The sequence below is a fragment of the Streptomyces sp. NPDC004658 genome (assembly GCF_040609555.1).
Classification (GTDB): Bacteria; Actinomycetota; Actinomycetes; order Streptomycetales; family Streptomycetaceae; genus Streptomyces.
Genome location: NZ_JBEXKG010000056.1, coordinates 19,977 through 45,009 on the forward strand (window position 1 = coordinate 19,977; position 25,033 = coordinate 45,009).

The window sequence follows — 25,033 nt, forward strand, 5'->3', positions numbered from 1 at the left end:
GGCGCAACACGGATGCAAGCCAATCGTGCACTGTCCGCAACAGTGCTGTGAGAGGACCAAGACACCGAGTTCAGGCAGTGTTTGCCTCGAATCGATAACGGCTTCGCGAGAGGGTTTTTTGCGACATCTACGCGCGTTACGATGCCGCGAAGCCGACGCCGCCGGGGCGTCTCGGCTGGAGCACCGACACGGTGCTCACATCAAGCGCCGCCAAGGCGCTCAGGTCAGGTGAAGGAGCCTTCCCGTGCGCCGGGTAGCCAAGCTTTCCGCTGCGTGTATCGCGTCCGCAGCACTCGCCATGACTGCCACTGCCTGTGGCAGCACCTCCTCCGACAACGAGACGGGCTCGTCCGCCTCGGGTGGCGGCAAGGGCGTCAAGGTCGGTCTGGCCTTCGACGTCGGCGGCCGTGGCGACCGCTCGTTCAACGACTCCGCCGCGCGCGGTGTCGACAAGGCCAAGAAGGAGTTCGGCGGCGACGTCAAGGAGCTGACCGCGAAGACCTCGGACACCGAGGCCGACCGCGAGCAGCGCCTGTCGGACCTGGCCGACGCGGGGTACAACCCCGTCATCGGTGTCGGCTACGCCTACGCCGCCTCGATGGACAAGGTCGCCAAGAAGTACCCGAAGACCACCTTCGGCATCGTCGACTCGGTGGTGCAGGGCAACAACGTCGACAGCATCACCTTCACCGAGGAGCAGGGCTCCTACCTGGCCGGTGTCGCGGCCGCGCTGAAGACCAAGACGAAGCACGTCGGCTTCATCGGCGGTGTCGACGTCCCGCTGATCAAGAAGTTCGAGGCGGGTTACGTCCAGGGCGTCAAGGACACCAACCCGAAGATCAAGGTCGACACGCAGTACCTGTCCCACGGCTCGGACACCTCCGGCTTCGCCAGCCCCGACAAGGGCAAGGAGGCCGCGCAGGGCATGCTCGACAACGGCGCGGACGTCATCTACTCGGCGGCCGGCTCCTCCGGCAACGGCGCCATCGAGGCCGTGGCCGGCAAGAAGGGCGCCTGGGCCATCGGCGTGGACTCGGACCAGTACACCATCCCGGGTCTGGCCAAGTACAAGAACTCGATCCTGACCTCGGTCGTCAAGAACGTCGACGTCGGTGTCTACGACCTGGTCAAGTCGGTCCACGACGGCAAGCCGCTGACCGGCACCAACACCTACTCGCTCGCCAAGGACGGCGTCTCGCTGGCCACCAGCGGTGGCTTCATCGACGACATAAAGGCGAAGCTGGACGCGGCGCAGAAGAAGATCGTCGACGGCTCGATCAAGGTCAAGACCACCCCGTGACCTGATGGGTCCCGCCGGACCCCGGCTCGGCGGGGGCGCCCTTCGGAGCCCCCGCCGAGCCATAACAATGTGTCAACTCTACGCGTGTAGCGCGGAGTTGCCGCGCTAGCGTCGCCGACGCCTGCCACCTCCCCTACGCAGCCCCTTTCCCCGAGGAGAGTGCGCCATCAACGCGTCCAGCCCTCCCGCTGCCGTCGAACTGCGCGGCATCACCAAGCGTTTCCCCGGCGTCGTCGCCAACCGCGACATCGACATCACGGTCCGCACGGGCACCGTCCACGCCCTGTGCGGTGAGAACGGCGCCGGCAAGTCCACCCTGATGAAGATCCTCTACGGCATGCAGCAGCCGGACGAGGGCACCATCACCGTGAACGGCGAACAGGTCGTCTTCCACGACCCCGGCGACGCCATCGCCCGCGGCATCGGCATGGTGCACCAGCACTTCATGCTCGCCGACAACCTCACCGTGCTGGAGAACGTCGTCCTCGGCGCGGAGAAACTGCACGGCATCGGGGGCAGGGCACGCGCCCGGATCAAGGAGATCTCCGACGCCTACGGCCTCGGCGTCCGCCCCGACGCCCTGGTCGAGGAACTCGGCGTCGCCGACCGCCAGCGCGTGGAGATCCTCAAGGTCCTCTACCGCGGCGCCAAGACCCTCATCCTGGACGAGCCCACCGCCGTCCTCGTGCCGCAGGAGGTCGACGCCCTCTTCGACAACCTGCGCGAGCTCAAGGCCGAGGGCCTCACCGTCATCTTCATCTCGCACAAGCTGGGCGAGGTGCTCTCCGTCGCCGACGAGATCACCGTCATCCGGCGCGGCACCACCGTCGGCACCGTCGACCCGCGCGGCACCACCCCCAAGCAGCTCGCCGAGCTGATGGTCGGCAGCGAGCTGCCCACCCCGGAGACCCAGGAGTCCACGGTCACGGACGTCCCGATGCTCACGGTGGACGGGCTGCACCTCGCGCAGACCGACCTCGACGGCATCGAGCGGATCATCCTGGACGAGATCTCCTTCACCATCCACAAGGGCGAGGTCCTCGGCATCGCCGGCGTGGAGGGCAACGGCCAGTCCGAACTGGTCGAGGCGATCATGGGCATGCGCCGCCCCGACGCCGGCGTCGTCACCCTCGACGGCACCGACATCTCCCACGCACCCACCCGCGACCGCCGCGAGTCCGGCATCGGCTACATCCCCGAGGACCGCCACCGCCACGGCCTGCTGCTGGAAGCGCCGCTGTGGGAGAACCGCATCCTCGGCCACGTCACCGAGAAGCCCAACTCGCGCGGCGGACTGCTCGACCTCAAGGCCGCCCGCGCCGACACCCAGCGCATCGTCGAGGCCTACGACGTCCGCACCCCCGGCATCGACGTCACCGCCGCCTCCCTGTCCGGCGGCAACCAGCAAAAGCTGATCGTCGGCCGGGAGATGAGCCACAACCCCAAGCTGCTCATCGCCGCCCACCCCACCCGCGGTGTGGACGTCGGCGCGCAGGCGGCCATCTGGGACTACATCCGCGAGGCCCGCCGCGAGGGCCTGGCCGTGCTGCTGATCTCCGCCGACCTGGACGAGCTGATCGGGCTGTCCGACACCCTGCGGGTGATGTACCGCGGCCGTCTGGTCGCCGACGCCGACCCCGCCACGATCACCCCCGAAGAACTGGGCTCCGCCATGACGGGTGCGGCCACCGGCCACCTGGAGCACACAGAGGACGACGCGCGATGAACAAGCTGACCTCACGGATCGACAAGGAGCGGCTGCTCCTCGGCGTCGCCGCGCCGCTGCTGGCGGTCGTCGCCGCGCTCGTCGTCACCACCCTGGTGATCCTCGCGACCGGCAAGAACCCCGGCGACGCCTTCAGCGACATGGTGACCTACGGCTTCGCCAGCGACAGCCAGGTCTACATCCTGAACAAGGCGACGACCTACTACCTCGCGGGTGTCGCGGTGGCCATCGGCTTCCGCATGAACCTGTTCAACATCGGTGTCGACGGCCAGTACCGGCTCGCCGCGTTCATCGCCGCCGTCCTCGGCGGGGCGCTCACCGTGCCCGGCTGGATCGCCATCCCGCTGATCATCCTCTGCGCCATGGCGACCGGCGCCCTGTGGGCGGCCATCGCCGGCGTCCTGAAGGTGACCCGGGGCGTCAGCGAGGTCATCGCGACCATCATGCTGAACTCCATCGCCACCGCGGTCATCGCCTACCTGCTCCAGCCCGGCAAGCTCGGCCAGCTGGACCAGGCCGGCACCCTCGTCTCCACCAAGCCGCTGCCGTCGTCCTCGTACTTCTTCAGCTTCGACACCGGCCCGGCCGGCGAGCTGTGGGGCTTCATCGTCATCGCCGTGCTCGTTGGCGTCGCGTACTGGTTCGTGCTCGGCCGCACCCGGTTCGGCTTCGACCTGCGCACCGTCGGCCAGTCCGAGACCGCCGCCGCCGCGAGCGGTGTCGGGGTGAAGAAGATGGTCGCCACCAGCATGATCATCTCGGGTGCGGTGGCGGGTCTGATCGGCATGCCGACCCTGCTGAACGACAGCCACCAGTTCAGCAACGACTTCCCGGCCGGCATCGGCTTCACCGGCATCGCCATCGCCCTGCTCGGCCGCAACCACCCGGTCGGCATCGCGCTCGGCGCACTGCTCTGGGGCTTCCTGGAGCGCACCACCAACCACCTGGAATTCCAGGGCTACGACAAGGAAATCCTCGGCGTCATCCAGGGCGTCATCGTGCTGTGCGTCGTCATCGCCTACGAGGTCGTACGCCGCTACGGGCTCAAGCGCCAGCAGCAGCGCGTCGGCGCCGAACTCGCCGCCCAGGCCGCCGCCCCGACGAAGAAGCAGGAGGTGGCGTGATGACTGCCACGATGACCGACGCGCCGCCGCCGGCGGCTCCCAAGGCGGCGGGCGCGCCGCAGCGCTCCGGCCGCTCCCTCGGCCTCATCCTCATGATCGTCGCGGGCGCGCTGCTGCTCGTCGCCGCCGTCCGCGTGATCACCGGCGCCAACCAGCTCGACTCCGCCGGCCAGGTCGCCGCCGCCCTCGGCCTCGCCGTACCGATCGGCCTCGCCGGCCTCGCCGGCCTGTGGTCGGAGCGGGCCGGCGTGGTCAACATCGGCCTCGAAGGCATGATGATCCTCGGCACCTTCGGCGCCGGCTGGGTCGGCTGGCAGTCCAGCCCCTGGCTCGGCCTGCTGTGCGGCATCGCCTTCGGCGTCCTCGGCGGCCTGGTGCACGCCGTCGCCACCGTCACCTTCGGCGTCGACCACATCGTCTCCGGTGTCGCCGTCAACCTGCTCGCGCTCGGCGCCACCCAGTACCTGGCCAAGCTGTTCTTCGCCGACGGCAAGGCCGCGGAGGCGGGCGGCAACCCCAAGCAGTCCCCGCCCGCGGACACGCTGCCCGACGTCACCGTGCCCGGCCTCTCGGACGGCCTCGCCTCGATCGAGAAGCACCACTGGTTCCTGGTCTCCGACCTCGCCGGCATCATCGGCGGCCTGATCACCAACCTGTCCGTGGTGACGATCATCGCCGTGCTGCTGTTCGTCGGCAGCTGGTGGCTGCTGTGGCGCACCCCGTTCGGGCTGCGGCTGCGCTCCTGCGGTGAGAACCCGGTCGCCGCCGAGTCGCTCGGCGTCAACGTCTACCAGTACAAGTACGCGGCCGTGGCCATCTCCGGCGGCCTCGCCGGCCTCGGCGGCGCCTTCCTCGCGCTGGTCACCTCGCACACCTACCTGGAGGGCCAGACCGGCGGCCGCGGCTACATCGGTCTCGCCGCCATGATCTTCGGCAACTGGCGCCCGGGCGGCCTCGCCATGGGCGCGGGCCTGTTCGGCTACTCCGACGCGCTCCAGCTGCGCAACGGCGGCGTGACCGTCCACGCCCTTCTGCTGCTGCTGGTCGTCCTGCTCGCGCTGCTGGCCGGCTGGAAGCTCTACAAGAAGGCCCTGGTGCAGGGCGTGGTCAGTGCCGTCATGGCCGCGCTGGTCCTCGTCTGGTACCTGCTCACCGACGAGGTCCCGAGCGACTTCGTCGGCGCCACCCCGTACGTCGTCACCCTGCTGGTGCTGTCGCTGTCCGCGCAGCGCCTGCGGATGCCGAAGGCGGACGGCATGCGCTACCGGAAGGGCCAGGGCAAGTGACCGGGCACGCCGCCGACTTCGACTGGGAGGCCCTGCGCGCCGAGGCGCGGGACGCCATGACCCACGCCTACGCCCCGTACTCCGGCTATCCCGTCGGCGTGGCGGCCCTGGTGGACGACGGCCGCACGGTCACCGGCTGCAACGTGGAGAACGCCTCCTACGGCCTCGGCCTGTGCGCCGAGTGCGGGCTGGTCTCCCAGCTCCAGCGCACGGGGGGCGGCCGGCTGACGCACTTCACCTGCGTCGACCGCACCGGTGCCCTGCTGGTCCCGTGCGGCCGCTGCCGCCAGCTGCTCTACGAGTTCGGCGGCCCCGACCTGCTGCTGGACACCCCGGCGGGCGTCCTCCCGCTCTCCGAGATGCTGCCCCAGGCCTTCGGCCCGGACCATCTCACCCAGTAAGGCCGTACGGCCCCCCTGCCCCGCTCGCAGGGGGGCCGCGCACTTCGCACCTCCCGGAAGGAACCACACCCGCCATGGCCATGGACGCCATCTCCGTCATCCGCACCAAGCGGGACCGCGGTGAGCTGACCGACGAGCAGATCGACTGGGTCATCGACGCGTACACCCGGGGCGAGGTCGCCGACGAGCAGATGTCCGCGCTCGCCATGGCGATCCTGCTGAACGGCATGAACCGCCGCGAGATCGCCCGCTGGACCGCGGCCATGATCGCCTCCGGCGAGCGCATGGACTTCTCCTCGCTGTCCCGCCCGACGGCCGACAAGCACTCCACCGGCGGCGTCGGCGACAAGATCACCCTTCCGCTGGCCCCGCTCGTCGCCGCCTGCGGCGCGGCCGTCCCGCAGCTCTCCGGCCGGGGCCTCGGCCACACCGGCGGCACCCTGGACAAGCTGGAGTCGATCCCCGGCTGGCGCGCGCTGCTCTCCAACGAGGAGATGCTGAACGTCCTGGACACCACGGGTGCGGTGATCTGCGCCGCGGGCGACGGTCTGGCCCCCGCCGACAAGAAGCTCTACGCGCTGCGCGACGTCACCGGCACGGTCGAGGCCATCCCGCTGATCGCCTCCTCGATCATGTCCAAGAAGATCGCCGAGGGCACCGGCTCGCTGGTCCTGGACGTGAAGGTGGGCACCGGCGCCTTCATGAAGACCATCGAGGACGCCCGCGAGCTGGCCTCCACGATGGTCGGCCTCGGCACCGACCACGGCGTGAAGACGGTCGCGCTGCTGACGGACATGTCCACCCCGCTCGGCCTGACCGCGGGCAACGCGCTGGAGGTCCGCGAGTCGGTCGAGGTCCTGGCCGGTGGCGGCCCCGCCGACGTCGTGGAACTGACCATCGCCCTGGCCCGCGAGATGCTCGACGCGGCCGGGATCAAGGACGCCGACCCCGCGAAGGCGCTCGCCGACGGCTCGGCGATGGACGTCTGGCGCCGGATGATCGCGGCGCAGGGCGGCGACCCGGACGCGCCGCTGCCCATCGCGAAGGAGCAGCACGTCGTCAAGGCCCCGGCCTCCGGCGTCCTGACCCGCCTCGACGCGTACGACATCGGGGTCGGTGCCTGGCGCCTCGGCGCCGGCCGGGCCCGCAAGGAGGACCCGGTGCAGGCGGGCGCGGGCATCGAGCTGCACGCCAAGCCGGGCGACACGGTCACCGAGGGCCAGCCCCTGCTGACCCTGCACACCGACACCCCCGAGCGCTTCGACTACGCGCTCCAGGCGGTGGCGGGTTCCTACGACATCGCGGCCCCGGGCACGGCCTTCCAGGCCACGCCGGTGGTACGGGAACGTATCGCCTGACCTGGGGATTTCCCTTTCGGGTGAACGGGACCGGTGGGCCTCCACCGGTCCCGTTCCGCATGCTGGGATCGGTGACGACGCACCGATAGGAGACCGCCGCGAGGGCACTCACCGTCAGCCAGGATCCCGACCAGTACTGGGACGACCTCGTCCGGTACTGGGAGGAGATGGAATGGCCCGCCGGGCCGGACCGGCACCCGGCCCGGTACCACCCCCCGATGAGTTCCGCCCGCTCCGCCGGTCTACCGCACGTGGATGCCGAGACCCCCGCCGTGCTGGTGCTGCCCGGGCCCGTTCGTCGGGATGACGTGCCGGGGCTGTGCGCCGATGTGCGGGCACTGCTGGAAGCCGGCGGGACCCGGGTGGTCGTGTGCGACGTGGGCGGGCTCGGGCCGCCGGGACTGGCGGTCGTCGACCTGCTGGCCCGGCTGGAGCTGACCGCCCGCCGGGCCGGCGGGCGGATACGGCTGCGGGACCCCGACCCCGCGCTACACGCCCTTCTCGGCCTCGTCGGACTCCGCTTCCAGGTGGAGGGGCAGACCGAAGAGGGGGAACCAGCGCTGGGTGTCGAGGAAGCAGTGGAATCCGGTGATCCGGCCGTCTGAGATCTCCAGCACCTGCACCGCCCACGGGCTGAACCCGCCGTTCTCCGGGTCCGGCTTGTAGTGCGCGAAGCCCGGCAGGCCGTTGGCCTGGACCGGCAGCAGCCGGGAACCGGCGCAGGAGGCACCCATGGTGGTCATGAAGCCCGTGATGTCCGCGGTGCCGCGCAGCCACAGGTCGAACGGCGGCATCGTCATGATGGCGTCCTCGTGCAGCAGCGCCGTCAGCGCCGTCATGTCATAGCCCTCGAACGCCGTGACGTAGCGCTCCAGCAGCTTCTGCTGCTCCTCGTCCAGCGGATCGGACACCGCTCCCTCGGCACCCGCGTCCCCGCGCTCGGCGAGCGTGGCCCGGGCCCGCTGCAGGGCGCTGTTCACCGAGGCGACCGTGGTGTCCAGCAGCTCGGCCACCTCGCTCGCCTTCCAGGCCAGCACCTCCCGCAGGATCAGCACCGCCCGCTGCTTGGGCGGCAGCTGCTGGAGGGCCGCCATGAAGGCGAGCCGGATCGACTCCTTGGCGACCGCCGCCTCCGCGGGGTCCTGGACGGTCGGCAGCACGCGCGCGTCGGGCACCGGCTCCAGCCAGGTGTTGTCCGGGCGCGGGGTGAGCGCCGCCTGCGCGAGCGGGGTCGCCTCCGACAGGTCCACCGGACGGGCCCGCTTGCTGCCCGCCGCCAGCATGTCCAGGCACACGTTCGTCGCGATCCGGTACAGCCACGAGCGCAGGCTGGAACGGCCCTCGAACTTGTCGTAGCTGCGCCAGGCCCGCACCAGGGTGTCCTGCACCGCGTCCTCGGCCTCGAAGGAGGAACCGAGCATCCGGTAGCAGTACCCGGTCAGCTCGGTCCGGTGCTTCTCCAGTGCGACGTCCAGATCCGGCGTCGCCGTGCTGTTGCCCATCGTCCACCCACCCCTGTGGCCGTCCCTGTAGCGCGCCTTCGCGCCCCAGCACTTGGGAAGCTACCGCAGCCCACTGACAATGGCCCCCGGAGTGGGAAAAAGACCAGCTCAGAACGGTCACTCAAGGAAGCTGAGCGGCGTGCGCGGCCTCAGTGCGCGCCCACCGGCTCCCGGCCGGTCTCAGTGCGCGCCCACCGGCTCCGGGCCGGCCGCCGCCCGGGCCGCCCGCGAGCCCAGGACGGTGATCGTGACGACGCCGAGGACCGCGAGGAGGCCGACCCCGACCGTGCCCGCCCAGCCGTTCGCGTGGAACGCCAGCGCGCCGACGGTGCTTCCGGCGCTGGAGCCGATGTAGTACGCGGACTGGTACAGCGCCGACGCCTGGGCCCGGCCGCGGGTGGCCGTCTTGCTCACCGCCGAGGAGGCCACCGCGTGCCCGGCGAAGAAGCCCGCCGTGATCAGCACCAGGCCCGCAAGGACCAGCACCAGGGAGGCGGTCAGGGACAGCAGCAGGCCCGCCGCCGTCGTACCGCCCGCCAGATACAGCGCCCCCCGGCGGCCGAAACGGCCCACCAGCCGGCCCGCGGCCGACGCGGAGACCGTACCCACCAGGTAGACCAGGAAGATCGAGCCCACGATGCCCTGCGGCAGCCCGAACGGCGCCGCCGTCAGCCGGTAGCCGATCACCGTGTAGACACCGCCGAACACCGTCATGAACAGCGCGCCGATCGCGTACAGGCGCCGCAGCAGCGGGTCGGAGAGGTGGCCGCGGACGGTGCCGAGCAGGAGCCGCGGGCGCAGCGAACCCGCCGTGAAGTGCCTCGGCGCCGGCAGCAGCAGCCGGAACGCCACCGCGCAGGCGACCGCGAGCGCGCCGATCACCCCGACCGACACCCGCCAGCCCCACTCCTGCGCGACCCAGCCGGTGATCACCCGGCCGCTCATGCCGCCCACGCTGTTGCCGGCCACGAACAGTCCGATCGCCGTGACCAGCGCCTTCGGCCGCACCTCCTCCGCCAGGTACGCCTGCGCCGAGGCGGGCAGCCCGGCCAGCGCCGCGCCCTGGAGCGCCCGCAGGACCACCAGCGCGCCCAGCGACGGCGCGAAGGGCACGAGCATGCCGACGGTGACGGCGACGGCCAGCGACGCGGTCATCACCGTGCGGCGCCCGAACCGCTCCGACAGCGCGCTCATCGGCAGGACGAACAGCGCCAGCCCGCCGGTCGCGGCGGCCACGGTCCAGCTCGCCTCGCTCGCCGCGACCCCGAACTCCCCGGAGATCAGCGGCAGCAGGGCCTGGGTGGAGTACAGGAGGGCGAAGGTCGCGACTCCGGCCAGGAACAGGGCGAGGCTCATCCGGCGGTAGCCGGGGCCGCCCGGGGTCAGCCGGGAGTCGGAGTCGGAGTCGGTGGTACGGACGGACGGAACGGCGCCCACGCCGGTGGACGCCCCGGTACTGGCGGGAGACATACCTCGACCGTAGAGACGCCCCGCTCATGCGTCCAATGCATGGAATCGCCATAATCGTTCCCATGGCGCATCAGCAGAGCTCACAGACTCGACTGTCACCGTCCAGTGACATAGAAGACATGGCGCTGTTGCTCGCGCCCCGCCTCGCCTACTTCGCCGGCGTGGCCCGCACCGAGCACGTCACCCGGGCCGCGCGGGAGCTGGACGTCCCCCAGTCCACCCTGTCCCGCGCGATGGTCCGCCTGGAGCAGGACCTGGGCGTCGACCTGTTCGCCCGCCACGGCCGCTCGGTCTCCCTGACCACCGCCGGCCGCACCTTCCTGGCGTCCGTCGAGCGGGCCCTCGCCGAGGTCGCGCGCGCCGCCGAGGAGGTCCGCGCGGACGCCGACCCGGCCACCGGCAAGGTCGCCTTCGGCTTCCTGCACACCATGGGCGCGGAAACCGTACCCGGCCTGCTGCACGCCTTCCGCGCCGACCACCCGCGCGTGCGCTTCAGCCTCGTCCAGAACTACGGCGAGGCCATGCTGGAAGGACTGCGCGCCGGTGAACTCGACCTCTGCCTCACCTCACCGGTCCCCGACGCCCCCGACCTGGTCGCCCGCCGCCTGGACGAGCAGAAGCTGCGCCTGGTCGTCCCCGCGGACCACCGCCTGGCGGCCCGCCGCCGCGTCCGCCTGGCGGAAGCGGCCGAGGAGACCTTCGTCACCCTGGAGCCGGGCTACGGCCTCCGCCGCATCACGGACGACCTCTGCCGGGAGGCCGGCTTCAAGCCCCGCATCGCCTTCGAGGGGGAGGAGGCGGAGACGCTGCGGGGCCTGGTGGCGGCGGGCCTGGGGGTCGCCCTGCTGCCGCCGCCGACGGTCCCGCGCCCGGGGGTGGTGGAGCTGACGGTGACGGCCCCGAGGGCGGTGAGGGAGATCGGTGTGGCCTGGCCGGCCGACCGCCCGGACACCCCGCCGGTGGCCGCGTTCAAGAAGTTCCTGCTCTCCCGGAGGGGCAACCTGCTGCCCGCCTAGAAGGGGTGGCGACGCACCGGAACCCGGCCGGAAGCACCCGGTCCTACCGCTTCCACGACGTGCCGAACCCCGCGGCCAGCGGCATCCTCAGGCCGATCGGCGGCGGCGCGGCCAACGCGTCCTCCACCGGGCGGGACACCGAGTGCCCGAACAGCGCGCCCATCACGAAGTCCACCGTCAGGGACAGCACTTCGTGCCGGTACCCGTGCAACCCGTGCCCGTCGGAGTGCACTTCGAACCGGCACACCTCCCGGTTCGCCTTCTTCGCCCGCGCCGCGTACCGGAACGACAGCTCGGGATCGGTCCGTTCGTCGTTCGTGCCGTGGGCGATCAGCACCCGCCGCCCGGCCAGCTGCTTCACCGGCTCGGCCGGCGCGGCGACGTCCTCCTCCGGCAGCCACGGCGCCAGCGCCACCACGGAGTTGACCGCCTCGTGCCCGCCGGCCCGGAGCGCCGCACGCCCGCCCATGTCCACGCCCACCAGGCACACGGGAACGTCCCCGTACCGTCGTACGACCTCGTCGGCGGCCCACTCGGCATCCGCCGCCGGGTGGGCCTCGCTGCCGTTCCAGCCGCGGTAGCGGTACCGCACGGGATGGACGGCCAGCCCCTCGGCCCGGCCCGCGCGGGCGAGCGCGCGGCCCAGGGAGCGCACGAGGGTCAGCGCCCGGACAGGGGACGGCCGGCGGACGGAGGCCTCCTGCCCGCCGGGGAGCAGCAGCACCGCTCCGCTCACCGACGTCGGCTCCGCGCCGACCGCCTTCCCCAGCCCGGCCGTTCGGACCGGCGTCGCTTGCTGTCCCATGACAGAACAGTGTCAGAAGGCGCGGTGTACGAAACCCGTACGCGCGGTCACCGTTGCGTATCGACGGAGGAGAGCCGGAAAACCGCTGACGCGCGCAGCGGGCCCTCTACGCGCGTAGGAGTTAGAGTGCGGAAATGACGAGCCAGACCGCACCGACCGGGCACGCCCCCACCGCGGACCAGATCCGCCGGGCGCCCAAGGTACTGCTGCACGATCATCTCGACGGCGGGCTCCGGCCGGGCACCGTCGTGGACCTCGCACGGGAGACCGGGTACGCCGGCCTTCCCGAGACCGATCCGGACAAGCTGGGCCTCTGGTTCCAGGAGGCCGCCGACTCCGGCTCGCTGGAACGGTATCTGGAGACCTTCCGGCACACCGTCGGCGTCCTGCAGACCAGGCAGGCCCTGATCCGGGTCGCCCGGGAGTGCGCCGAGGACCTCGCCGAGGACGGGGTCGTCTACGCCGAGGTCCGCTACGCGCCCGAGCAGCACCTCGACGGGGGGCTGGCCCTGGAGGAGGTCGTCGAAGCCGTCAACGAGGGGTTCCGGCAGGGGGAGCGGCTCGCCCGCGAGAACGGCCGCCGGATCCGGGTCGGCGCCCTGCTGACCGCCATGCGGCACGCCGCGCGCTCCCTGGAGATCGCCGAACTCGCCAACCGCTACCGGGACTCGGGCGTGGTCGGCTTCGACATCGCCGGTGCCGAGGCCGGCTATCCGCCCACCCGGCACCTGGACGCCTTCGAGTACCTCAAGCGCGAGAACAACCACTTCACCATCCACGCCGGCGAGGCCTTCGGGCTGCCGTCCATCTGGCAGGCGCTCCAGTGGTGCGGTGCCGACCGGCTCGGACACGGGGTGCGGATCATCGACGACATCGAGGTCCGCGAGGACGGCTCGGTGAAGCTGGGCCGGCTCGCCTCCTACGTGCGGGACAAGCGGATCCCGCTGGAGCTGTGCCCCAGCTCCAACCTCCAGACCGGCGCCGCGCCCTCCTACGCCGAGCACCCCATCGGGCTGCTGCGCCGGCTGCACTTCCGGGCCACCGTGAACACCGACAACCGGCTGATGTCGCACACCACGATGAGCCGGGAATTCGAGCACCTCGTCGAGGCGTTCGGCTACACGCTCGACGATCTTCAGTGGTTCTCCGTCAATGCGATGAAATCAGCGTTCATTCCTTTCGATGAACGACTCGCGATGATCAATGACGTCATCAAGCCCGGATATGCGGAACTGAAATCCGAATGGCTGTTCCGGCAGACCGCGTCTACCAGCGGTTCTGCCGGTTCTGACGGGTAGCGGCCCGGTCCTCGCCGGATCGGAGTGCGGGCGCACTTTCACAAGGCGTCCGCATTTCGGTGTTTGCGGGGTGCGGCCGGGGATGTTTACGGTCGTGGACCGCTCAGATCGTTCGTGATCTCCCGTCTCCGCATGCAAGGACGCATTCACCATGAAGCAGTCTGCTGCCAGGACCCTCGGTGTCGCCGCCCTCGGCGCCGCTTTCGCCGCCGCCGGTGCGGGCGCGGCCGACGCCGCCCCGGTCGGCCCGGACGCCGGCCAGACGCTGAACACCGTCACCAAGACGCTGCCGCCCGAGCAGGTCATCGAGGCGCTGCCGGACAGCGGTGCCGTGAAGACGCTGAAGCCCGTGGCCAAGCGGGGTGTCGCCGCGGCTCTGCCGGCCGTCGGCAAGGGCGCGGCCACCGCGCAGCCGGTCGCCGAGAGCGTCCTCGCCGAGGGGCCGACCAAGCCGGTCGCCGGCCTGCTCGGCGGGCTGCCGCTGCAGGGCCTGCCGACGCACGGGGTGCCGATCAACGGCATCCCGGTCGGCTGAGTCCGGCTTCCGTCCGACGCGCGCGGGGCGCTCCGGTATGTCCGGACGCGCCCCTGTGGCATGTCCGGGCCCGTGCGCGCGCCGGCGTCCGGGCTCACCAGGCGGTGCGGGCCTTGTCCTCCGACGGCAGCAGCAGCCACAGCGCTATGTAGAGCAGGAACTGCGGGCCCGGCAGCAGGCAGGACACCAGGAAGATCACCCGCATCGTGGTGGCCGAGGTGCCGAAGCGCCGGGCCAGTCCGGCGCAGACTCCGCCGATCACGCGGCCGTGGGTGGGGCGGGCAAGGGCGGTCATGTCGGCTCCTCCGTGGTCGTCGGCTCGCTCACGAGCCGGTGGCGGGCCCCGGTGCGGGGCCCCTCAACTGCCTTCAACGGTACGGAGACGAAGGGGACGAAGCATCACTCTAAGGGGCGATCCCGACCCTGGGAATCGTCGGGGTGCGGCCCTGAGACTGCTCCTCCTGGACGGAGGCCGCCGGCTCGGGCGCACCGGGTTCCCGCGCGTCGCGTCGTCGCAGCCGGGCGCGGGCCGCCGGTACGACGGCCAGGTGGGCCAGCACGACGCCCGCCGTGTTCAGCAGCAGCGAGTCGACGTCCACGACCCTGCCCGGCACGCCGGTCTGCAACAGGGCGATGCCGAGGGAGACGAGGGCGCCGGCCGCGGCCGTGCGGATCAGGGACGCGACCGGGGAGGCGGTGAGCCTGCCGTGCGCCATCGGCAGCAGCACGCCCAGCGGGGCGAGCAGCGCGATTCCCTCGCCGAGGGGTCTGACCGCCTGCGGCCAGCCCAGCGCCAGGTCGGCCCGGATGCCGGCCAGCGGGCGCAGGTTCGGGGGCATCACCCAGGGGACGTCCAGGGGGCGCAGCATCAGCCAGGCGACGAGGGCGAGATGTGCGACGAGGAGGACACCTCCCGTCACACGGATGCGGATCGCGGCGCTGCCGCCGATGGAGCCTTGACGCTGCACGACCCCCTAGACGCGGGGGCGGGCCCGATTGGTTCCGCCGTGGAAACGTTTTGGCTTGTTGCCGTGCGGGGTGGCCGGGCCGGGTGGGTCCGCTTGCCGGTCCCTCGGCTCACTTGCCCACGACGCGACCCCGCGCCGAAGGGCAACCGGGACGTCCCCCAAGCGAGGCGCGGCGGCTACGCGTCCGGTACCCCGCTCGACGGCGGCTGGGTCGTGCCCGGGTGGTCGCGGACCTCGTCCGTGCAGGCGTAGCGGCGCAAGGGGCCCGGGGCGGGGCCGGCCAGGATGACCGAGCCGTCGTCCTCCGTCGCCGCCGAGTCGGACAGGGTGCACACCAGCTGGGCCAGGGCGTAGGAGGTGAGCCGGGACGGCGCCGTGCTCAGCCGGAGCGTGTCCTCCGGGTCCTTCCGGCCGGGCCCGCTCACCCGCAGGCCGCCCGGCACGTGCGTCGTGTAGCCCGCGGAGCGCTCCGCGGCGGACGGCGACGTGGCCAGCTGGTCCAGCAGTCCCTGCGCCACGATCACCCGGCGCCGGGCGTCCGGGGTGCCCTCGGGGACCCGCACCGTGCGGTCGACGGCCACCAGGGACGCCCCGCACAGCAGGAACACCTGCACCGGCACCCCGCGCGAGGACTGCGCGGACACGTCGGGCCCGGCCAGCGAGCAGGGCACCCGGGACGGCGCCGGCCCGAAGTCGGTCGGCACCTCCGTGGCCCGGATGCCGCAGCCGGTGAGCAGCACGCCCAGGAGGGGCAGCGCCAGCAGGCGTCGTACGGTCATGACCCCTCCTTCCCCGATCCGTGCTGGCCGCTCTCGCCGCCCTTGGTGTCCGTGCCGTCCTCCTCCGTCAGCCGGGAGGCGTCCCGTGGCAGCCGGAGCGTGAACACCGCTCCGCCGTCGGGTGAGTTGGCCGCGGTGATCTCGCCGCCGTGGATGTGGGCGTTCTCCAGGGCGATGGACAGGCCGAGCCCGCTGCCCTCCGAGCGCGGGCGGGAGGCGCTCGCCTTGTAGAAGCGGTCGAAGACGTGCGGGAGGACGTCCTCGGGGATGCCGGGCCCGTGGTCGCGGACCTGGATCTCGACCGAGTCGTCCGCCTCCCGGACCGACACCCGCACCGGCGACCCGCCGTGCTTGAGGGCGTTGCCGATCAGGTTGGCGAGGATGACGTCCAGGCGGCGTGGGTCCAGCCGGGCGTGGAGGCCGCGCTCGGCGTCCAGCTCGACCGCGTCCAGCCAGGCGCGGGCGTCGATGCACGCGGTGATCTGGTCGGCGACGTCGACGTCGTCCAGGACCAGCCGGGCGGTGCCCGCGTCGAAGCGGGTGACCTCCATCAGGTTCTCGACGAGGTCGTTCAGCCGCCGGGTCTCGCTGACCACGAGCCGGACGGCGGGCTCGATCATCGGGTCCATGCTGCCGGTCTCCGCCTCCAGCTCCTCCTCCAGCACCTCCGTGACGGCGGTGATGGCGGTGAGCGGCGTGCGCAGTTCATGGCTCATGTCGGCGACGAAGCGGCGGGAGGCCTCGTCCCGCGCGGCCATCTCCGCGACCCGCTGTTCCAGCGCCTCGGCCGCGTTGTTGAACGTCCGGGACAGATCGGCGAGTTCGTCGGTGCCGGACACCCGCAGCCGGGTGTCCAGCCTGCCCTCGCCGAGCCGCCGGGCGGCCACGCCCAGCCGGTGCACCGGCTTCAGCACGGTCGTCGCGGCGGCCTGCGCGAGCAGCGCGGCGCCGATCAGGGCGAGTCCGGTGGCGATGCCCAGCGACCAGGCCAGCGAGTTGAGGTCCTTCGCCTCCGGCTCCAGGGACTTCGCCATGTAGCCGGTCGGGCCGCCGCCGATCACGCGCGTACCGGCCACCAGGTAGGGCGTGCCGTGGTCCACGACCCGCTGCCAGTACAGGTGGTACGGCTCCTTGTTGGAGTCGGTCACGCTCTGCCGCCTGGTCACCGCGGCCCGCAGCGACGGGGGCACGTCCTCCAGCGAGAAGCCGTTGATGCCGCCCGAGTTGCCGTACACGGTCTTGCCGTCGGCGTCCTGGGCGACCAGGAGCACGCTGAAGTGCTGGCTGCTGGCGGCCATCTGGCCGGCCGCGCGCTGCACCTGGTCCTGCGTCGGGTGTTCCGGCAGCGCGCCCGCGCGGTTCTGCATCTCCTGCCGGAAGTCGCGCAGCACCGCGTCCTGGGCGCGGGTGAGCACGGCCTCCCGGTTGAGCCAGTAGGCGATGCCGGACGCCGACACGGCGGCCGTGAGGGCCACCAGCCCGAAGACGACGACCAGGCGCAGCCTGAGGCTGGTGAACCTGAGCCGCGACAGACTTCCCTTGCGCCCCGCGGCCCAGCCGCGCAGCCCCCCTTGCGTATCGGTCACTGAGGGGCGTCCAGGCGGTAGCCGACACCACGGACGGTACGGATGAGCGTCGGTGACGACGGCACGTCCTCCACCTTCGCGCGCAGCCGCTGCACACACGCGTCGACCAGGCGCGAGTCACCGAGGTAGTCGTGTTCCCACACCAGCCGCAGCAGCTGCTGCCGGGACAGCGCCTGACCGGGCCGCCGGCTCAGCTCCAGCAGCAGCCGCAGCTCGGTCGGCGTCAGCTGGAGGTCCTCGCCGTTCTTCGTGACGGTCATCGCCGACCGGTCGATGACGAGGTTGCCGAAAGTCGCCGAGTCGCTGGACTCGCGTTCCCCGCGGCGCAGCACGGCCCGGATCCGGGCGTCCAGCACCCGCCCCTGGACCGGCTTGACGACATAGTCGTCGGCGCCGGACTCCAGCCCGACCACGACGTCGATGTCGTCGCTGCGCGCGGTCAGCAGGATGATCGGCAGCTGGTCCGTGCGCCGGATGCGCCGGCACACCTCGAACCCGTCGATGCCGGGCAGCATCACGTCCAGCACGACGAGGTCCGGCCGCTGCTCGCGCAGCAGCTTCAGACCGTCCTCGCCGCTGGCAGCGGTGGCCACCCGGTGTCCCTGGCGCGTCAGGGAGAGCTCCAGGGCCGTACGGATGGCGTCGTCGTCCTCGATCAGCAACAGGGAAGGCACGGGCTCATTCTGGCCCATGGAGGGGCCGCCGTACGACCTGCCGGCACCAGGCCATCCGTAACGCCACCGCCTGTGCGCGGTGGGTGACCTGCCTGGGCGGAACCCCTGTGACAGGTCTGTGACAGTCGGCAGACACGGCCATGAAGTCACCCCGGCAGTCTTTTGGGCACGGGCAAGGCCGCCGGCCGGAACCAGCCCAGGGCAAGACGGAGTCACCGGAAGTCCACGACGGGGAGCGCGAGATGAACACGCTGCACAGCATCAGCACCAGCGCAGTGGTCACGCGTCTGCACGACGTGCACCGGGGACCGGAGAAGTCCGGTGCCGTGAGCGGGCGGGGGTGCGCTCGCGGCACCGGGCGTCAGCACACCGCGTACATGGCGGTGGTTGACACACGGGGGGAAGCTCACGGGGGAGCCGCGTACAGGGAGGACTCGGGGGAGCGCCGTTCGCTGACCGAAGCGGAGTTCACCGCCTACGTCCAGGAGCGCCGCGCCTCCCTGTACGCCACCGCCTACCACCTGACCGGTGACCGCTTCGAGGCCGAGGACCTGCTGCAGAGCGCGCTGTTCTCGACGTACCGGGCCTGGGACCGGATCAGCGACAAGGCCGCGGTCGGCGGGTACCTCCGCCGCACCATGACCAACCTGCACATCAGCGCCTGGCGGCGCCGCAAGCTCAACGAGTACCCGACCGAGGAACTGCCGGAGACGCCCGGCGAGACGGACGCGATGCGCGGCACCGAACTGCGCGCGGTCCTGTGGCAGGCGCTGTCCCGGCTGCCCGAACTCCAGCGCACCATGCTGGTCCTGCGCTACTACGAGGGCCGCACGGACCCGGAGATCGCGGACATCCTCGGCATCAGTGTCGGCACGGTGAAGTCCAGCATCTGGCGCTCGCTGCGCCGGCTGCGCGAGGACGAGGTCCTCAGCTTCGGCCGTGACGAGGAGGACGCCTTCGGCGAACTGGTCGCCTGAGGCCCTGGGGGACGACGGGGGAAAACGGGGGGCCACTGGGGGGTGGGCCTTCGGGGAAACACGGGGGACAACGGGGGACAACGGGGGAACGGGGGGAGCAACGGGAACGGGGTCGGCGGGCCGGGGGGGCCTGCCGACCCCGTTCCGCGTGCGTACGGGGTGCGTACGAGCGTTACGCCGCCGTCCGCTGCCGTACCTGCCGGCCCGCCGCCGCGGCCAGCCGGCCCAGCGCCTCGTCCCGGTCGCAGGGGTGCGCGCCGAGCGACACCTGGCGGGCGACGATGGACCGCTCGGCGCGCATCAGCCGCCAGCCGCGGCGCAGCAGGAACGGCACCGACTTGCGGCCCTCCTTCAGATCGCGCAGGAAGCGCCGCCGGAAGGTGGTGACCGGACCCCGGGACAGGCACAGCGCGTCCGCGAGCAGGCCCCGTTCCCGGCAGCGCTCGACGATCTCCGCGGCGAAGATGCCCTCCGCGATGAACAGCGGGGTACGCCCGATGTGCAGCGTCTCCTCGCCGGTACGGGCGCTCAGCCCGATGTCGTACACCGGCACCGGCGTCGACCCCGTGGCGCACAGCCGGGCGATGGCCTCGACCGCGACGTCCGCGTCCCACGACTGCGGGTGGTCCCAGTCGATGTCCGAACTCCCCTCCACCAGGGGCAGAGTCGGATCGTCACCCTCCTTGTAGAAGTCGTCCAGGCGCAGCACGGGGAGCCCGGAACGGGCGGCGACGAGGGACTTGCCCGAGCCCGAGGGACCGCACAGCAGCACGACACGGGCGGGAGACGGGGGATGAATGCTCACGGAACACCAGTTTGACGCATGGGGGGCGCCCTGCCGACCCCGCGGGTCGGCTTTTGAGCGTGAGTCTCACCTCAACTACCCTACGTGTCGACATCCTTACCCTGCGCACCAGAAGGTGGCACCAGCGATGGCCCGACACACCTCCCCCCTGCACTCCACCGCGCAGCGCGCCCTGATCGTCCTCGCGACCGCCGGAGCGGCCCTGGGCGCGGGGGCGGCGACGGCGTCCGCCGACTCGGTCCCCGGCGTGGGCCTCAACTACCGCCCCGTCGACATGGGCAACATCGACCCGCAGGCAGGCGTGCGCGCCCTGACCGGCATGGTGGGCTACGTGACCGGTCCGGTCGCCGGCCTCAAGCCCAACCCGCTCGCGGGCACGGGTGTGGACCCGCTCGACAACGGCGTGGGCACCCAGCTGGCCGACTTCAAGCCGGTCGGCTCCCAGATGCTGACGCGTCCGCTGGCCCAGGCGCCCTCGCTGGGCAGCGTCCCGGTGGTGGGGCAGGTCCTGGGGTCCCTGGGCCGCTGAAAGCGCCGCCCACGGGGCGCGGGGAACTGCGCGACCGGCCGCAACGCCCTCGCGGCCGGCAGGTGTCCGCAGTTCCCCGCCCGGGGTCCGTCAGTAGGAAGAGCCGCCGGCGCCCAGCGACCCCGTCGGATGCCACACCGTCTTCGTCTCCAGGAACGCCGTCATCCGCTCGATCCCCGGCGTCTCGAAGTAATCCACAGCCTGTGGACGGAGTACCCGCTTCAGATTGTCGGCCGCGGCGATCTCCAGCTCCTTCGCCAGCACCTCGTCCGCGCCCGCGAGGTCGATCGCGTTGACGTCCTGGTGGGCGGCCAGCGGCGCCGCGATCTCCGCCGTACGGCCGGACAGGACGTTGACGACACCGCCGGGGACGTCGGAGGTGGCCAGCACCTCGCCCAGGGACAGGGCCGGCAGCGGGGCCTTCTCGGAGGCGATCACGACCGCCGTGTTGCCGGTGGCGATCACCGGGGCCACGACCGACACCAGGCCGAGGAAGGACGACTCCTGCGGGGCCAGCACGGCGACCACGCCGGTCGGCTCCGGGGAGGAGAGGTTGAAGTACGGGCCCGCGACCGGGTTGGCGCCGCCGATCACCTGGGCGATCTTGTCCGTCCAGCCCGCGTACCAGACCCAGCGGTCGATCGTCGCGTCCACGACGGCCGCCGCCTTCGACTTCGACAGGCCCTCCGCGTCCGCGACCTCCCGGACGAACTGCTCCCTGCGGCCCTCCAGCATCTCCGCGACGCGGTAGAGGACCTGGCCGCGGTTGTAGGCGGTCGCGCCGGACCAGCCGCCGAACGCCTTGCGCGCGGCGACCACCGCGTCACGGGCGTCCTTGCGGGAGGACAGCGGAGCGTTGGCCAGCCAGTTGCCCTTCGAGTCCTGCACCTCGTACACCCGGCCGCTCTCGGAACGCGGGAACTTCCCGCCGACGTACAGCTTGTAGGTCTTGAACACACTGAGTCGGTCAGACATCGAGGTACGCCTCCAGGCCGTGGCGGCCGCCCTCGCGGCCGAAGCCCGACTCCTTGTAGCCGCCGAAGGGCGAGGTCGGGTCGAACTTGTTGAACGTGTTGGACCAGACGACACCCGCGCGCAGCTTGTTCGCGACGGCCAGGATGCGCGAGCCCTTCTCGGTCCAGATGCCGGCCGAGAGGCCGTACTGGGTGTTGTTGGCCTTGGCGACGGCCTCGTCGGGCGTACGGAAGGTGAGGACCGACAGCACCGGGCCGAAGATCTCGTCGCGGGCGATGGTGTGCGCCTGGGTGACGTTCGTGAACAGCGTCGGGGCGAACCAGTAGCCGGCGGAGGGGAGTTCACAGGCCGGGGACCAGCGCTCGGCGCCCTCCGCCTCGCCCCGCTCGGCCAGCGCGGTGATCCGGGCCAGCTGCTCGGCGGAGTTGATCGCGCCGATGTCGGTGTTCTTGTCCAGCGGGTCGCCGAGGCGGAGCGTGGACAGGCGGCGCTTGAGGGAGTCCAGCAGCTCGTCCAGGATCGACTCCTGGACCAGCAGGCGCGAGCCCGCGCAGCAGACCTGGCCCTGGTTGAAGAAGATGCCGTTGACGATGCCCTCGACGGCCTGGTCGATCGGCGCGTCGTCGAAGACGATGTTGGCGCCCTTGCCGCCCAGTTCGAGGGTGAGCTTCTTGCCGGTGCCGGCGACCGTCCGGGCGATCTCCTTGCCGACGGCCGTCGAGCCGGTGAAGGCGACCTTGTTCACGTCGGGGTGCGCGACCAGCGCGGCGCCCGCGTCGCCGTAGCCCGGGAGGATGTTGACGACACCCTTGGGCAGGCCGGCCTGGCGGCAGATGTCCGCGAAGAACAGCGCGGACAGCGGGGTCGTCTCGGCGGGCTTCAGGACCACCGTGTTGCCGGTCGCGAGGGCCGGGGCGATCTTCCACGCCAGCATCAGCAGCGGGAAGTTCCACGGGATGACCTGGCCGGCCACGCCCAGCGGCTTCGGGTCCGGACCGAAACCGGCGTGGCCGAGCTTGTCGGCCCAGCCCGCGTAGTAGAAGAAGTGGGCGGCAACCAGCGGGAGGTCCGCGTCGCGGGTCTCCTTGATCGGCTTGCCGTTGTCCAGCGTCTCCAGGACCGCCAGCTCGCGGCTGCGCTCCTGGATGATCCGGGCGATGCGGAACAGGTACTTGGCGCGCTCGGAGCCGGGCAGCGCGGACCACTTCTCGAACGCCTTGCGGGCGGCCCTGACGGCACGGTCGACGTCCTCGGCGCCGGCCTGGGCCACCTCGGAGAGGACTTCCTCGGTCGAGGGGGAGACCGTCTTGAAGACCCTGCCGTCGGCGGCCTCGGTGAACTCGCCGTCGATGAACAGGCCGTACGAGGGCGCGATGTCGACGATCGCGCGGGACTCGGGGGCGGGTGCGTACTCGAATGCCATGGGGGATCAGTCCACCGTCACGTAGTCGGGACCGGAGTAGCGGCCGGTGGCCAGCTTCTGGCGCTGCATCAGCAGGTCGTTCAGGAGCGAGGAGGCGCCGAAGCGGAACCAGTGGTTGTCCAGCCAGTCCTCGCCCGCGGTCTCGTTGACCAGGACCAGGAACTTGATCGCGTCCTTGCTGGTGCGGATGCCGCCGGCCGGCTTCACGCCGACCTGGACGCCGGTCTGGGCCCGGAAGTCGCGGACCGCCTCCAGCATGAGGAGGGTGTTCGCGGGCGTGGCGTTGACGGCGACCTTGCCCGTCGACGTCTTGATGAAGTCGGCGCCGGCCAGCATGCCGAGCCAGGAGGCGCGGCGGATGTTGTCGTACGTCGACAGCTCGCCGGTCTCGAAGATGACCTTCAGGCGGGCGCTCGTCCCGCAGGCCTCCTTCACGGCGACGATCTCGTCGTACACCTTCAGGTACTTGCCGGCGAGGAACGCGCCCCGGTCGATGACCATGTCGATCTCGTCGGCGCCGGCGGCGACGGCGTCGCGCACGTCGGCCAGCTTCACGTCGAGCGCGGCACGGCCGGCCGGGAAGGCGGTGGCCACCGAGGCGACCTTCACGCCGGACCCGGCGACGGCCTCCTTGGCGACGGCCACCATGTCGGGGTAGACGCAGACCGCGGCCGTCGTCGGGGTCGTACGGTCCGTGGGGTCGGGGTGGACCGCCTTGGCGCCGAGCGCCCGGACCTTGCCCGGGGTGTCCGCGCCTTCCAGCGTCGTCAGGTCGACCATCGAGATGGCGAGGTCGATGGCGTACGCCTTCGCGGTGGTCTTGATGGAACGGGTGCCGAGGGACGCGGCGCGCGCCTCCAGGCCGACCGCGTCGACGCCGGGCAGCCCGTGGAGGAAGCGGCGCAGCGTGCTGTCGGACGCGGTGACGTCAGCGAGAGCGTGAGCTGTGGGTGCGGTAGTGGGCATGGTCACCAGACGAGCATATCTACGCGCGTAGCGGCTGTACACCCCCGGTGCTCGTCTCCGCAGTGCGAGATCACGGATGGGCGCCGGTTCCCGGGCGCGTGGCCGGCCCGCGGACGGCGTCGTGCAGAATCGGGGCCATGACCACCCCCGACCACCCGTCACCCGCGCCGCAGCCCCCTGCGCCCGTCGCCAAGGACCGCATCTACCGCTCCCCCCTGGGGCTGGTGGGTGGCGCGCTGCTGCTCCTGGTCGTCCTCTGGCTGGGCTTCGACGCCCTGACCAAGGGCCACGGCCGGACCCCGTGGCTGGCGCTGGCCGGGATGATCCTGATCGTGCCGCTGGTCCTCGCCTTCACCCTCCGCCCGGCGGTGTTCGCGGGCGAGGACCGGCTGCGCGTCCGCAACCCGTTCCGGGTGATCACCCTGCCCTGGGGCGAGATCGCCGGCCTGCGCTCCGGCTACTCCAACGAGGTCATCGCCAAGTCCGGCACCAAGTACCAGCTGTGGGCCATCCCCGTCTCGCTGCGGGCCCGCAAGAAGGCGATCCGCCGGCAGCAGCGGGCGGCGGCGGACGCGGCCCGGGGCCGGGCGCCGGGCGGCTTCGGCCTCGGCGGGTTCGGCGCGCGCGGCCCCGAGACCGGGCAGACCCGGGCGCAGACCGACCAGATCATGGCCGACCTGGGGGACATGCTGGAGCGGCGCGGGGACGCCGAGTCGGCGCAGGGCGAGATCACCGTGCGCTGGGCCTACGAGGTGGCCGCACCGGCGGTCGCCGGAGCGGTGCTGCTGGCGATCTTGCTGGCGGTGGGCTGAGAGAGCCTCGGACGGCCGAAGGCCGCCTGCCGCTCGTGTGCGGGGCCGACTGCACCCTGCCGCCGTTTGTGTGCGGGGCCGGCCGGCTGGGCCCGGGCGCGCCGCCGGGTGCTTCTCGGCGCCGGGCCGTGCTGCGCGCTTCGCCCTGCCTTCTCGTTCCCGGGCTGAGGGCCGTGCCCCCGGGGTGACCTGCCCGGCCGGGCGGCCCGGCTCCTTCGCGGCGGCGCCCGTGCCGACAGCCGCGACCGGGATGCCCGCCGCGGCCGTACCGGCGGCGGGAGACGCGCCCAGGCGGCCGGCGGCCGGTCCCCCAACCCTTCGCCGCCGTCGAGTGTCTGGACAACCATGAGTACGACCCCCGGACCGCCGCTGCCCCCCGCGGACCTGCCCGCCGGCTGCCCCGCGTGGAGCGGTGAGCACCCCCGCCGCTGGCTCGACGCGCTCCCACCGCGCTGGGTGCCGCTGCCCTCCCGGACCGGGCACCTGATGACCGCCTTCGTGGTCGCGGCGGGGATCACCGGGCTGCTGGCACTGCCCGCCGGATGGCGCCCGTGGGCGGCGGCCCTGCTGGCGCTGCACGGGCTGTGGCTGTGCGTGCGCCCGGAGATCGTGCCGGTGTCGGCGCCGGTGTCGGCGGCGCTGCTGGTCGCGCTGCGGCCCGGGGCGCTGTGGCCGGCCGCCCTGATCGTCCTGGCGTCGGTCTGGGCGGTGGCCGTAC

General features: G+C 72.0%; 25 protein-coding genes and 2 pseudogenes. 15 read left to right on the plus strand and 12 right to left on the minus strand.

Annotation, left to right across the window (positions count from 1 at the left end):
• The first annotated feature begins 244 nt into the window (after window positions 1-244).
• From ABZV94_RS20430 to ABZV94_RS20465, 8 genes and pseudogenes are all read left to right on the plus strand, one after another.
• Window positions 245-1,300, plus strand: a complete 1,056-nt coding sequence (locus ABZV94_RS20430) for a BMP family ABC transporter substrate-binding protein (RefSeq protein WP_356342051.1) — start codon at window positions 245-247, stop codon at window positions 1,298-1,300.
• 199 nt (window positions 1,301-1,499) lie between these two features.
• Window positions 1,500-3,026 (plus strand): ABC transporter ATP-binding protein, encoded by a 1,527-nt coding sequence (locus ABZV94_RS20435; protein WP_356342100.1) that lies wholly within the window; start codon window positions 1,500-1,502, stop codon window positions 3,024-3,026.
• A complete protein-coding gene (locus ABZV94_RS20440) occupies window positions 3,023-4,150 on the plus strand; it encodes an ABC transporter permease (protein WP_356342054.1) in 1,128 nt (375 codons plus the stop codon). The genes ABZV94_RS20435 and ABZV94_RS20440 overlap by 4 nt, the downstream gene beginning before the upstream one ends.
• Complete coding sequence (locus ABZV94_RS20445) at window positions 4,150-5,436, plus strand: ABC transporter permease (RefSeq protein ID WP_356342056.1); 1,287 nt, start codon at window positions 4,150-4,152, stop codon at window positions 5,434-5,436. The genes ABZV94_RS20440 and ABZV94_RS20445 overlap by 1 nt, the downstream gene beginning before the upstream one ends.
• Window positions 5,433-5,837 carry a cytidine deaminase gene (locus ABZV94_RS20450; protein ID WP_356342059.1) on the plus strand — a complete coding sequence of 135 codons (405 nt, stop codon included), beginning with the start codon at window positions 5,433-5,435 and terminating at the stop codon, window positions 5,835-5,837. Before ABZV94_RS20445 ends, ABZV94_RS20450 begins: the two co-directional genes overlap by 4 nt.
• 80 nt (window positions 5,838-5,917) lie before the next feature.
• Window positions 5,918-7,195: a thymidine phosphorylase gene (locus ABZV94_RS20455; protein WP_356342103.1), complete on the plus strand. Its 1,278-nt coding sequence runs from the start codon at window positions 5,918-5,920 to the stop codon at window positions 7,193-7,195.
• A 104-nt stretch (window positions 7,196-7,299) separates the two neighbouring features.
• Window positions 7,300-7,380: pseudogene (locus ABZV94_RS20460) on the plus strand (Uma2 family endonuclease); the annotation flags it as partial.
• Window positions 7,381-7,413: 33 nt separating this feature from the next.
• The gene (locus ABZV94_RS20465; RefSeq protein WP_356342061.1) at window positions 7,414-7,800 is read left to right on the plus strand and encodes an STAS domain-containing protein; all 387 of its coding nucleotides are present in this window, start codon (window positions 7,414-7,416) and stop codon (window positions 7,798-7,800) included.
• Here ABZV94_RS20465 and ABZV94_RS20470 read toward each other — a convergent pair.
• Together ABZV94_RS20470 and ABZV94_RS20475 are read right to left on the minus strand one after the other, a co-directional pair.
• Window positions 7,684-8,697: a sigma-70 family RNA polymerase sigma factor gene (locus tag ABZV94_RS20470; protein ID WP_356342064.1), complete on the minus strand. Its 1,014-nt coding sequence runs from the start codon at window positions 8,695-8,697 to the stop codon at window positions 7,684-7,686. The genes ABZV94_RS20465 and ABZV94_RS20470 overlap by 117 nt on opposite strands.
• A 180-nt stretch (window positions 8,698-8,877) precedes the next feature.
• The gene (locus ABZV94_RS20475) at window positions 8,878-10,167 is read right to left on the minus strand and encodes an MFS transporter (RefSeq protein WP_356342066.1); all 1,290 of its coding nucleotides are present in this window, start codon (window positions 10,165-10,167) and stop codon (window positions 8,878-8,880) included.
• A 62-nt stretch (window positions 10,168-10,229) separates the two neighbouring features.
• Between ABZV94_RS20475 and ABZV94_RS20480 the strand changes: the two genes are divergently transcribed.
• Window positions 10,230-11,183, plus strand: a complete 954-nt coding sequence (locus ABZV94_RS20480; RefSeq protein ID WP_356342068.1) for a LysR family transcriptional regulator — start codon at window positions 10,230-10,232, stop codon at window positions 11,181-11,183.
• A gap of 43 nt (window positions 11,184-11,226) precedes the next feature.
• On the opposite strand, the gene ABZV94_RS20485 is transcribed toward ABZV94_RS20480, so the two are convergent.
• Window positions 11,227-11,988 (minus strand): alpha/beta hydrolase, encoded by a 762-nt coding sequence (locus ABZV94_RS20485; protein ID WP_356342071.1) that lies wholly within the window; start codon window positions 11,986-11,988, stop codon window positions 11,227-11,229.
• Window positions 11,989-12,122: 134 nt separating this feature from the next.
• Between ABZV94_RS20485 and ABZV94_RS20490 the strand changes: the two genes are divergently transcribed.
• Complete coding sequence (locus tag ABZV94_RS20490) at window positions 12,123-13,286, plus strand: adenosine deaminase (RefSeq protein ID WP_356342073.1); 1,164 nt, start codon at window positions 12,123-12,125, stop codon at window positions 13,284-13,286.
• Window positions 13,287-13,437: 151 nt separating this feature from the next.
• A complete protein-coding gene (locus tag ABZV94_RS20495; protein WP_356342076.1) occupies window positions 13,438-13,821 on the plus strand; it encodes an ATP-binding protein in 384 nt (127 codons plus the stop codon).
• Window positions 13,822-13,915: 94 nt separating this feature from the next.
• Here the strand turns inward: ABZV94_RS20495 and ABZV94_RS20500 are convergent, their stop codons facing one another.
• The 5 genes from ABZV94_RS20500 to afsQ1 all read right to left on the minus strand — a co-directional run bounded on the left by ABZV94_RS20500 (window position 13,916) and on the right by afsQ1 (window position 17,828).
• Window positions 13,916-14,116: a PspC domain-containing protein gene (locus ABZV94_RS20500; protein WP_189817805.1), complete on the minus strand. Its 201-nt coding sequence runs from the start codon at window positions 14,114-14,116 to the stop codon at window positions 13,916-13,918.
• A gap of 109 nt (window positions 14,117-14,225) precedes the next feature.
• Window positions 14,226-14,789 carry a VanZ family protein gene (locus tag ABZV94_RS20505; RefSeq protein WP_356342078.1) on the minus strand — a complete coding sequence of 188 codons (564 nt, stop codon included), beginning with the start codon at window positions 14,787-14,789 and terminating at the stop codon, window positions 14,226-14,228.
• Window positions 14,790-14,965: 176 nt separating this feature from the next.
• Window positions 14,966-15,568, minus strand: coding sequence for a hypothetical protein (locus ABZV94_RS20510; protein WP_356342080.1), 603 nt, complete (start codon window positions 15,566-15,568; stop codon window positions 14,966-14,968).
• A complete protein-coding gene (locus tag ABZV94_RS20515) occupies window positions 15,565-17,154 on the minus strand; it encodes a HAMP domain-containing sensor histidine kinase (RefSeq protein WP_356342082.1) in 1,590 nt (529 codons plus the stop codon). Before ABZV94_RS20515 ends, ABZV94_RS20510 begins: the two co-directional genes overlap by 4 nt.
• Window positions 17,151-17,828, minus strand: coding sequence for a two-component system response regulator AfsQ1 (gene afsQ1, locus ABZV94_RS20520; RefSeq protein ID WP_015493330.1), 678 nt, complete (start codon window positions 17,826-17,828; stop codon window positions 17,151-17,153). The genes ABZV94_RS20515 and afsQ1 overlap by 4 nt, the downstream gene beginning before the upstream one ends.
• Window positions 17,829-18,070: 242 nt before the next feature.
• Here afsQ1 and ABZV94_RS20525 point away from each other — a divergent pair, with 242 nt between their 5' ends.
• Window positions 18,071-18,805, plus strand: a complete 735-nt coding sequence (locus ABZV94_RS20525) for a SigE family RNA polymerase sigma factor (RefSeq protein ID WP_356342085.1) — start codon at window positions 18,071-18,073, stop codon at window positions 18,803-18,805.
• 172 nt (window positions 18,806-18,977) lie between these two features.
• Here the strand turns inward: ABZV94_RS20525 and ABZV94_RS20530 are convergent, their stop codons facing one another.
• A complete protein-coding gene (locus ABZV94_RS20530; RefSeq protein ID WP_356342087.1) occupies window positions 18,978-19,610 on the minus strand; it encodes a uridine kinase in 633 nt (210 codons plus the stop codon).
• Between the two features lie 127 nt (window positions 19,611-19,737).
• Here ABZV94_RS20530 and ABZV94_RS20535 point away from each other — a divergent pair, with 127 nt between their 5' ends.
• Complete coding sequence (locus ABZV94_RS20535) at window positions 19,738-20,139, plus strand: hypothetical protein (protein WP_356342089.1); 402 nt, start codon at window positions 19,738-19,740, stop codon at window positions 20,137-20,139.
• Window positions 20,140-20,229: 90 nt separating this feature from the next.
• On the opposite strand, the gene ABZV94_RS20540 is transcribed toward ABZV94_RS20535, so the two are convergent.
• From ABZV94_RS20540 to deoC, 3 genes are read right to left on the minus strand one after another with little or no spacing between them, the layout of a single operon-like run.
• Entirely contained in the window at window positions 20,230-21,114 is an 885-nt protein-coding gene (locus ABZV94_RS20540; protein ID WP_356342091.1) for an aldehyde dehydrogenase family protein, read from the minus strand.
• Window positions 21,107-22,537, minus strand: coding sequence for an aldehyde dehydrogenase family protein (locus ABZV94_RS20545; protein WP_356342094.1), 1,431 nt, complete (start codon window positions 22,535-22,537; stop codon window positions 21,107-21,109). The genes ABZV94_RS20540 and ABZV94_RS20545 overlap by 8 nt, the downstream gene beginning before the upstream one ends.
• Before the next feature lie 6 nt (window positions 22,538-22,543).
• Window positions 22,544-23,503: a deoxyribose-phosphate aldolase gene (gene deoC / locus ABZV94_RS20550; RefSeq protein ID WP_356342105.1), complete on the minus strand. Its 960-nt coding sequence runs from the start codon at window positions 23,501-23,503 to the stop codon at window positions 22,544-22,546.
• Between the two features lie 137 nt (window positions 23,504-23,640).
• On the opposite strand from deoC, the gene ABZV94_RS20555 reads away from it, so the two are divergent.
• Together ABZV94_RS20555 and ABZV94_RS20560 are read left to right on the plus strand one after the other, a co-directional pair.
• The gene (locus ABZV94_RS20555; RefSeq protein ID WP_356342096.1) at window positions 23,641-24,315 is read left to right on the plus strand and encodes a PH domain-containing protein; all 675 of its coding nucleotides are present in this window, start codon (window positions 23,641-23,643) and stop codon (window positions 24,313-24,315) included.
• Between the two features lie 345 nt (window positions 24,316-24,660).
• Window positions 24,661-25,033: pseudogene (locus ABZV94_RS20560) on the plus strand (hypothetical protein); the annotation flags it as partial.

Coding starts and splice junctions, on each gene's coding strand:
- ABZV94_RS20480 (WP_356342068.1), top strand. CDS start 10,230: ATGGCGCATCAGCAGAGCTCACAGACTCGACTGTCACCGTCCAGTGAC.
- ABZV94_RS20470 (WP_356342064.1), bottom strand. CDS start 8,697: ATGGGCAACAGCACGGCGACGCCGGATCTGGACGTCGCACTGGAGAAG.
- ABZV94_RS20500 (WP_189817805.1), bottom strand. CDS start 14,116: ATGACCGCCCTTGCCCGCCCCACCCACGGCCGCGTGATCGGCGGAGTC.
- ABZV94_RS20540 (WP_356342091.1), bottom strand. CDS start 21,114: ATGTCTGACCGACTCAGTGTGTTCAAGACCTACAAGCTGTACGTCGGC.
- ABZV94_RS20535 (WP_356342089.1), top strand. CDS start 19,738: ATGGCCCGACACACCTCCCCCCTGCACTCCACCGCGCAGCGCGCCCTG.
- ABZV94_RS20475 (WP_356342066.1), bottom strand. CDS start 10,167: ATGTCTCCCGCCAGTACCGGGGCGTCCACCGGCGTGGGCGCCGTTCCG.
- ABZV94_RS20440 (WP_356342054.1), top strand. CDS start 3,023: ATGAACAAGCTGACCTCACGGATCGACAAGGAGCGGCTGCTCCTCGGC.
- deoC (WP_356342105.1), bottom strand. CDS start 23,503: ATGCCCACTACCGCACCCACAGCTCACGCTCTCGCTGACGTCACCGCG.
- ABZV94_RS20555 (WP_356342096.1), top strand. CDS start 23,641: ATGACCACCCCCGACCACCCGTCACCCGCGCCGCAGCCCCCTGCGCCC.
- ABZV94_RS20485 (WP_356342071.1), bottom strand. CDS start 11,988: ATGGGACAGCAAGCGACGCCGGTCCGAACGGCCGGGCTGGGGAAGGCG.
- ABZV94_RS20525 (WP_356342085.1), top strand. CDS start 18,071: ATGAACACGCTGCACAGCATCAGCACCAGCGCAGTGGTCACGCGTCTG.
- ABZV94_RS20510 (WP_356342080.1), bottom strand. CDS start 15,568: ATGACCGTACGACGCCTGCTGGCGCTGCCCCTCCTGGGCGTGCTGCTC.
- ABZV94_RS20495 (WP_356342076.1), top strand. CDS start 13,438: ATGAAGCAGTCTGCTGCCAGGACCCTCGGTGTCGCCGCCCTCGGCGCC.
- ABZV94_RS20545 (WP_356342094.1), bottom strand. CDS start 22,537: ATGGCATTCGAGTACGCACCCGCCCCCGAGTCCCGCGCGATCGTCGAC.
- ABZV94_RS20490 (WP_356342073.1), top strand. CDS start 12,123: ATGACGAGCCAGACCGCACCGACCGGGCACGCCCCCACCGCGGACCAG.
- ABZV94_RS20445 (WP_356342056.1), top strand. CDS start 4,150: ATGACTGCCACGATGACCGACGCGCCGCCGCCGGCGGCTCCCAAGGCG.
- ABZV94_RS20455 (WP_356342103.1), top strand. CDS start 5,918: ATGGACGCCATCTCCGTCATCCGCACCAAGCGGGACCGCGGTGAGCTG.
- ABZV94_RS20465 (WP_356342061.1), top strand. CDS start 7,414: ATGAGTTCCGCCCGCTCCGCCGGTCTACCGCACGTGGATGCCGAGACC.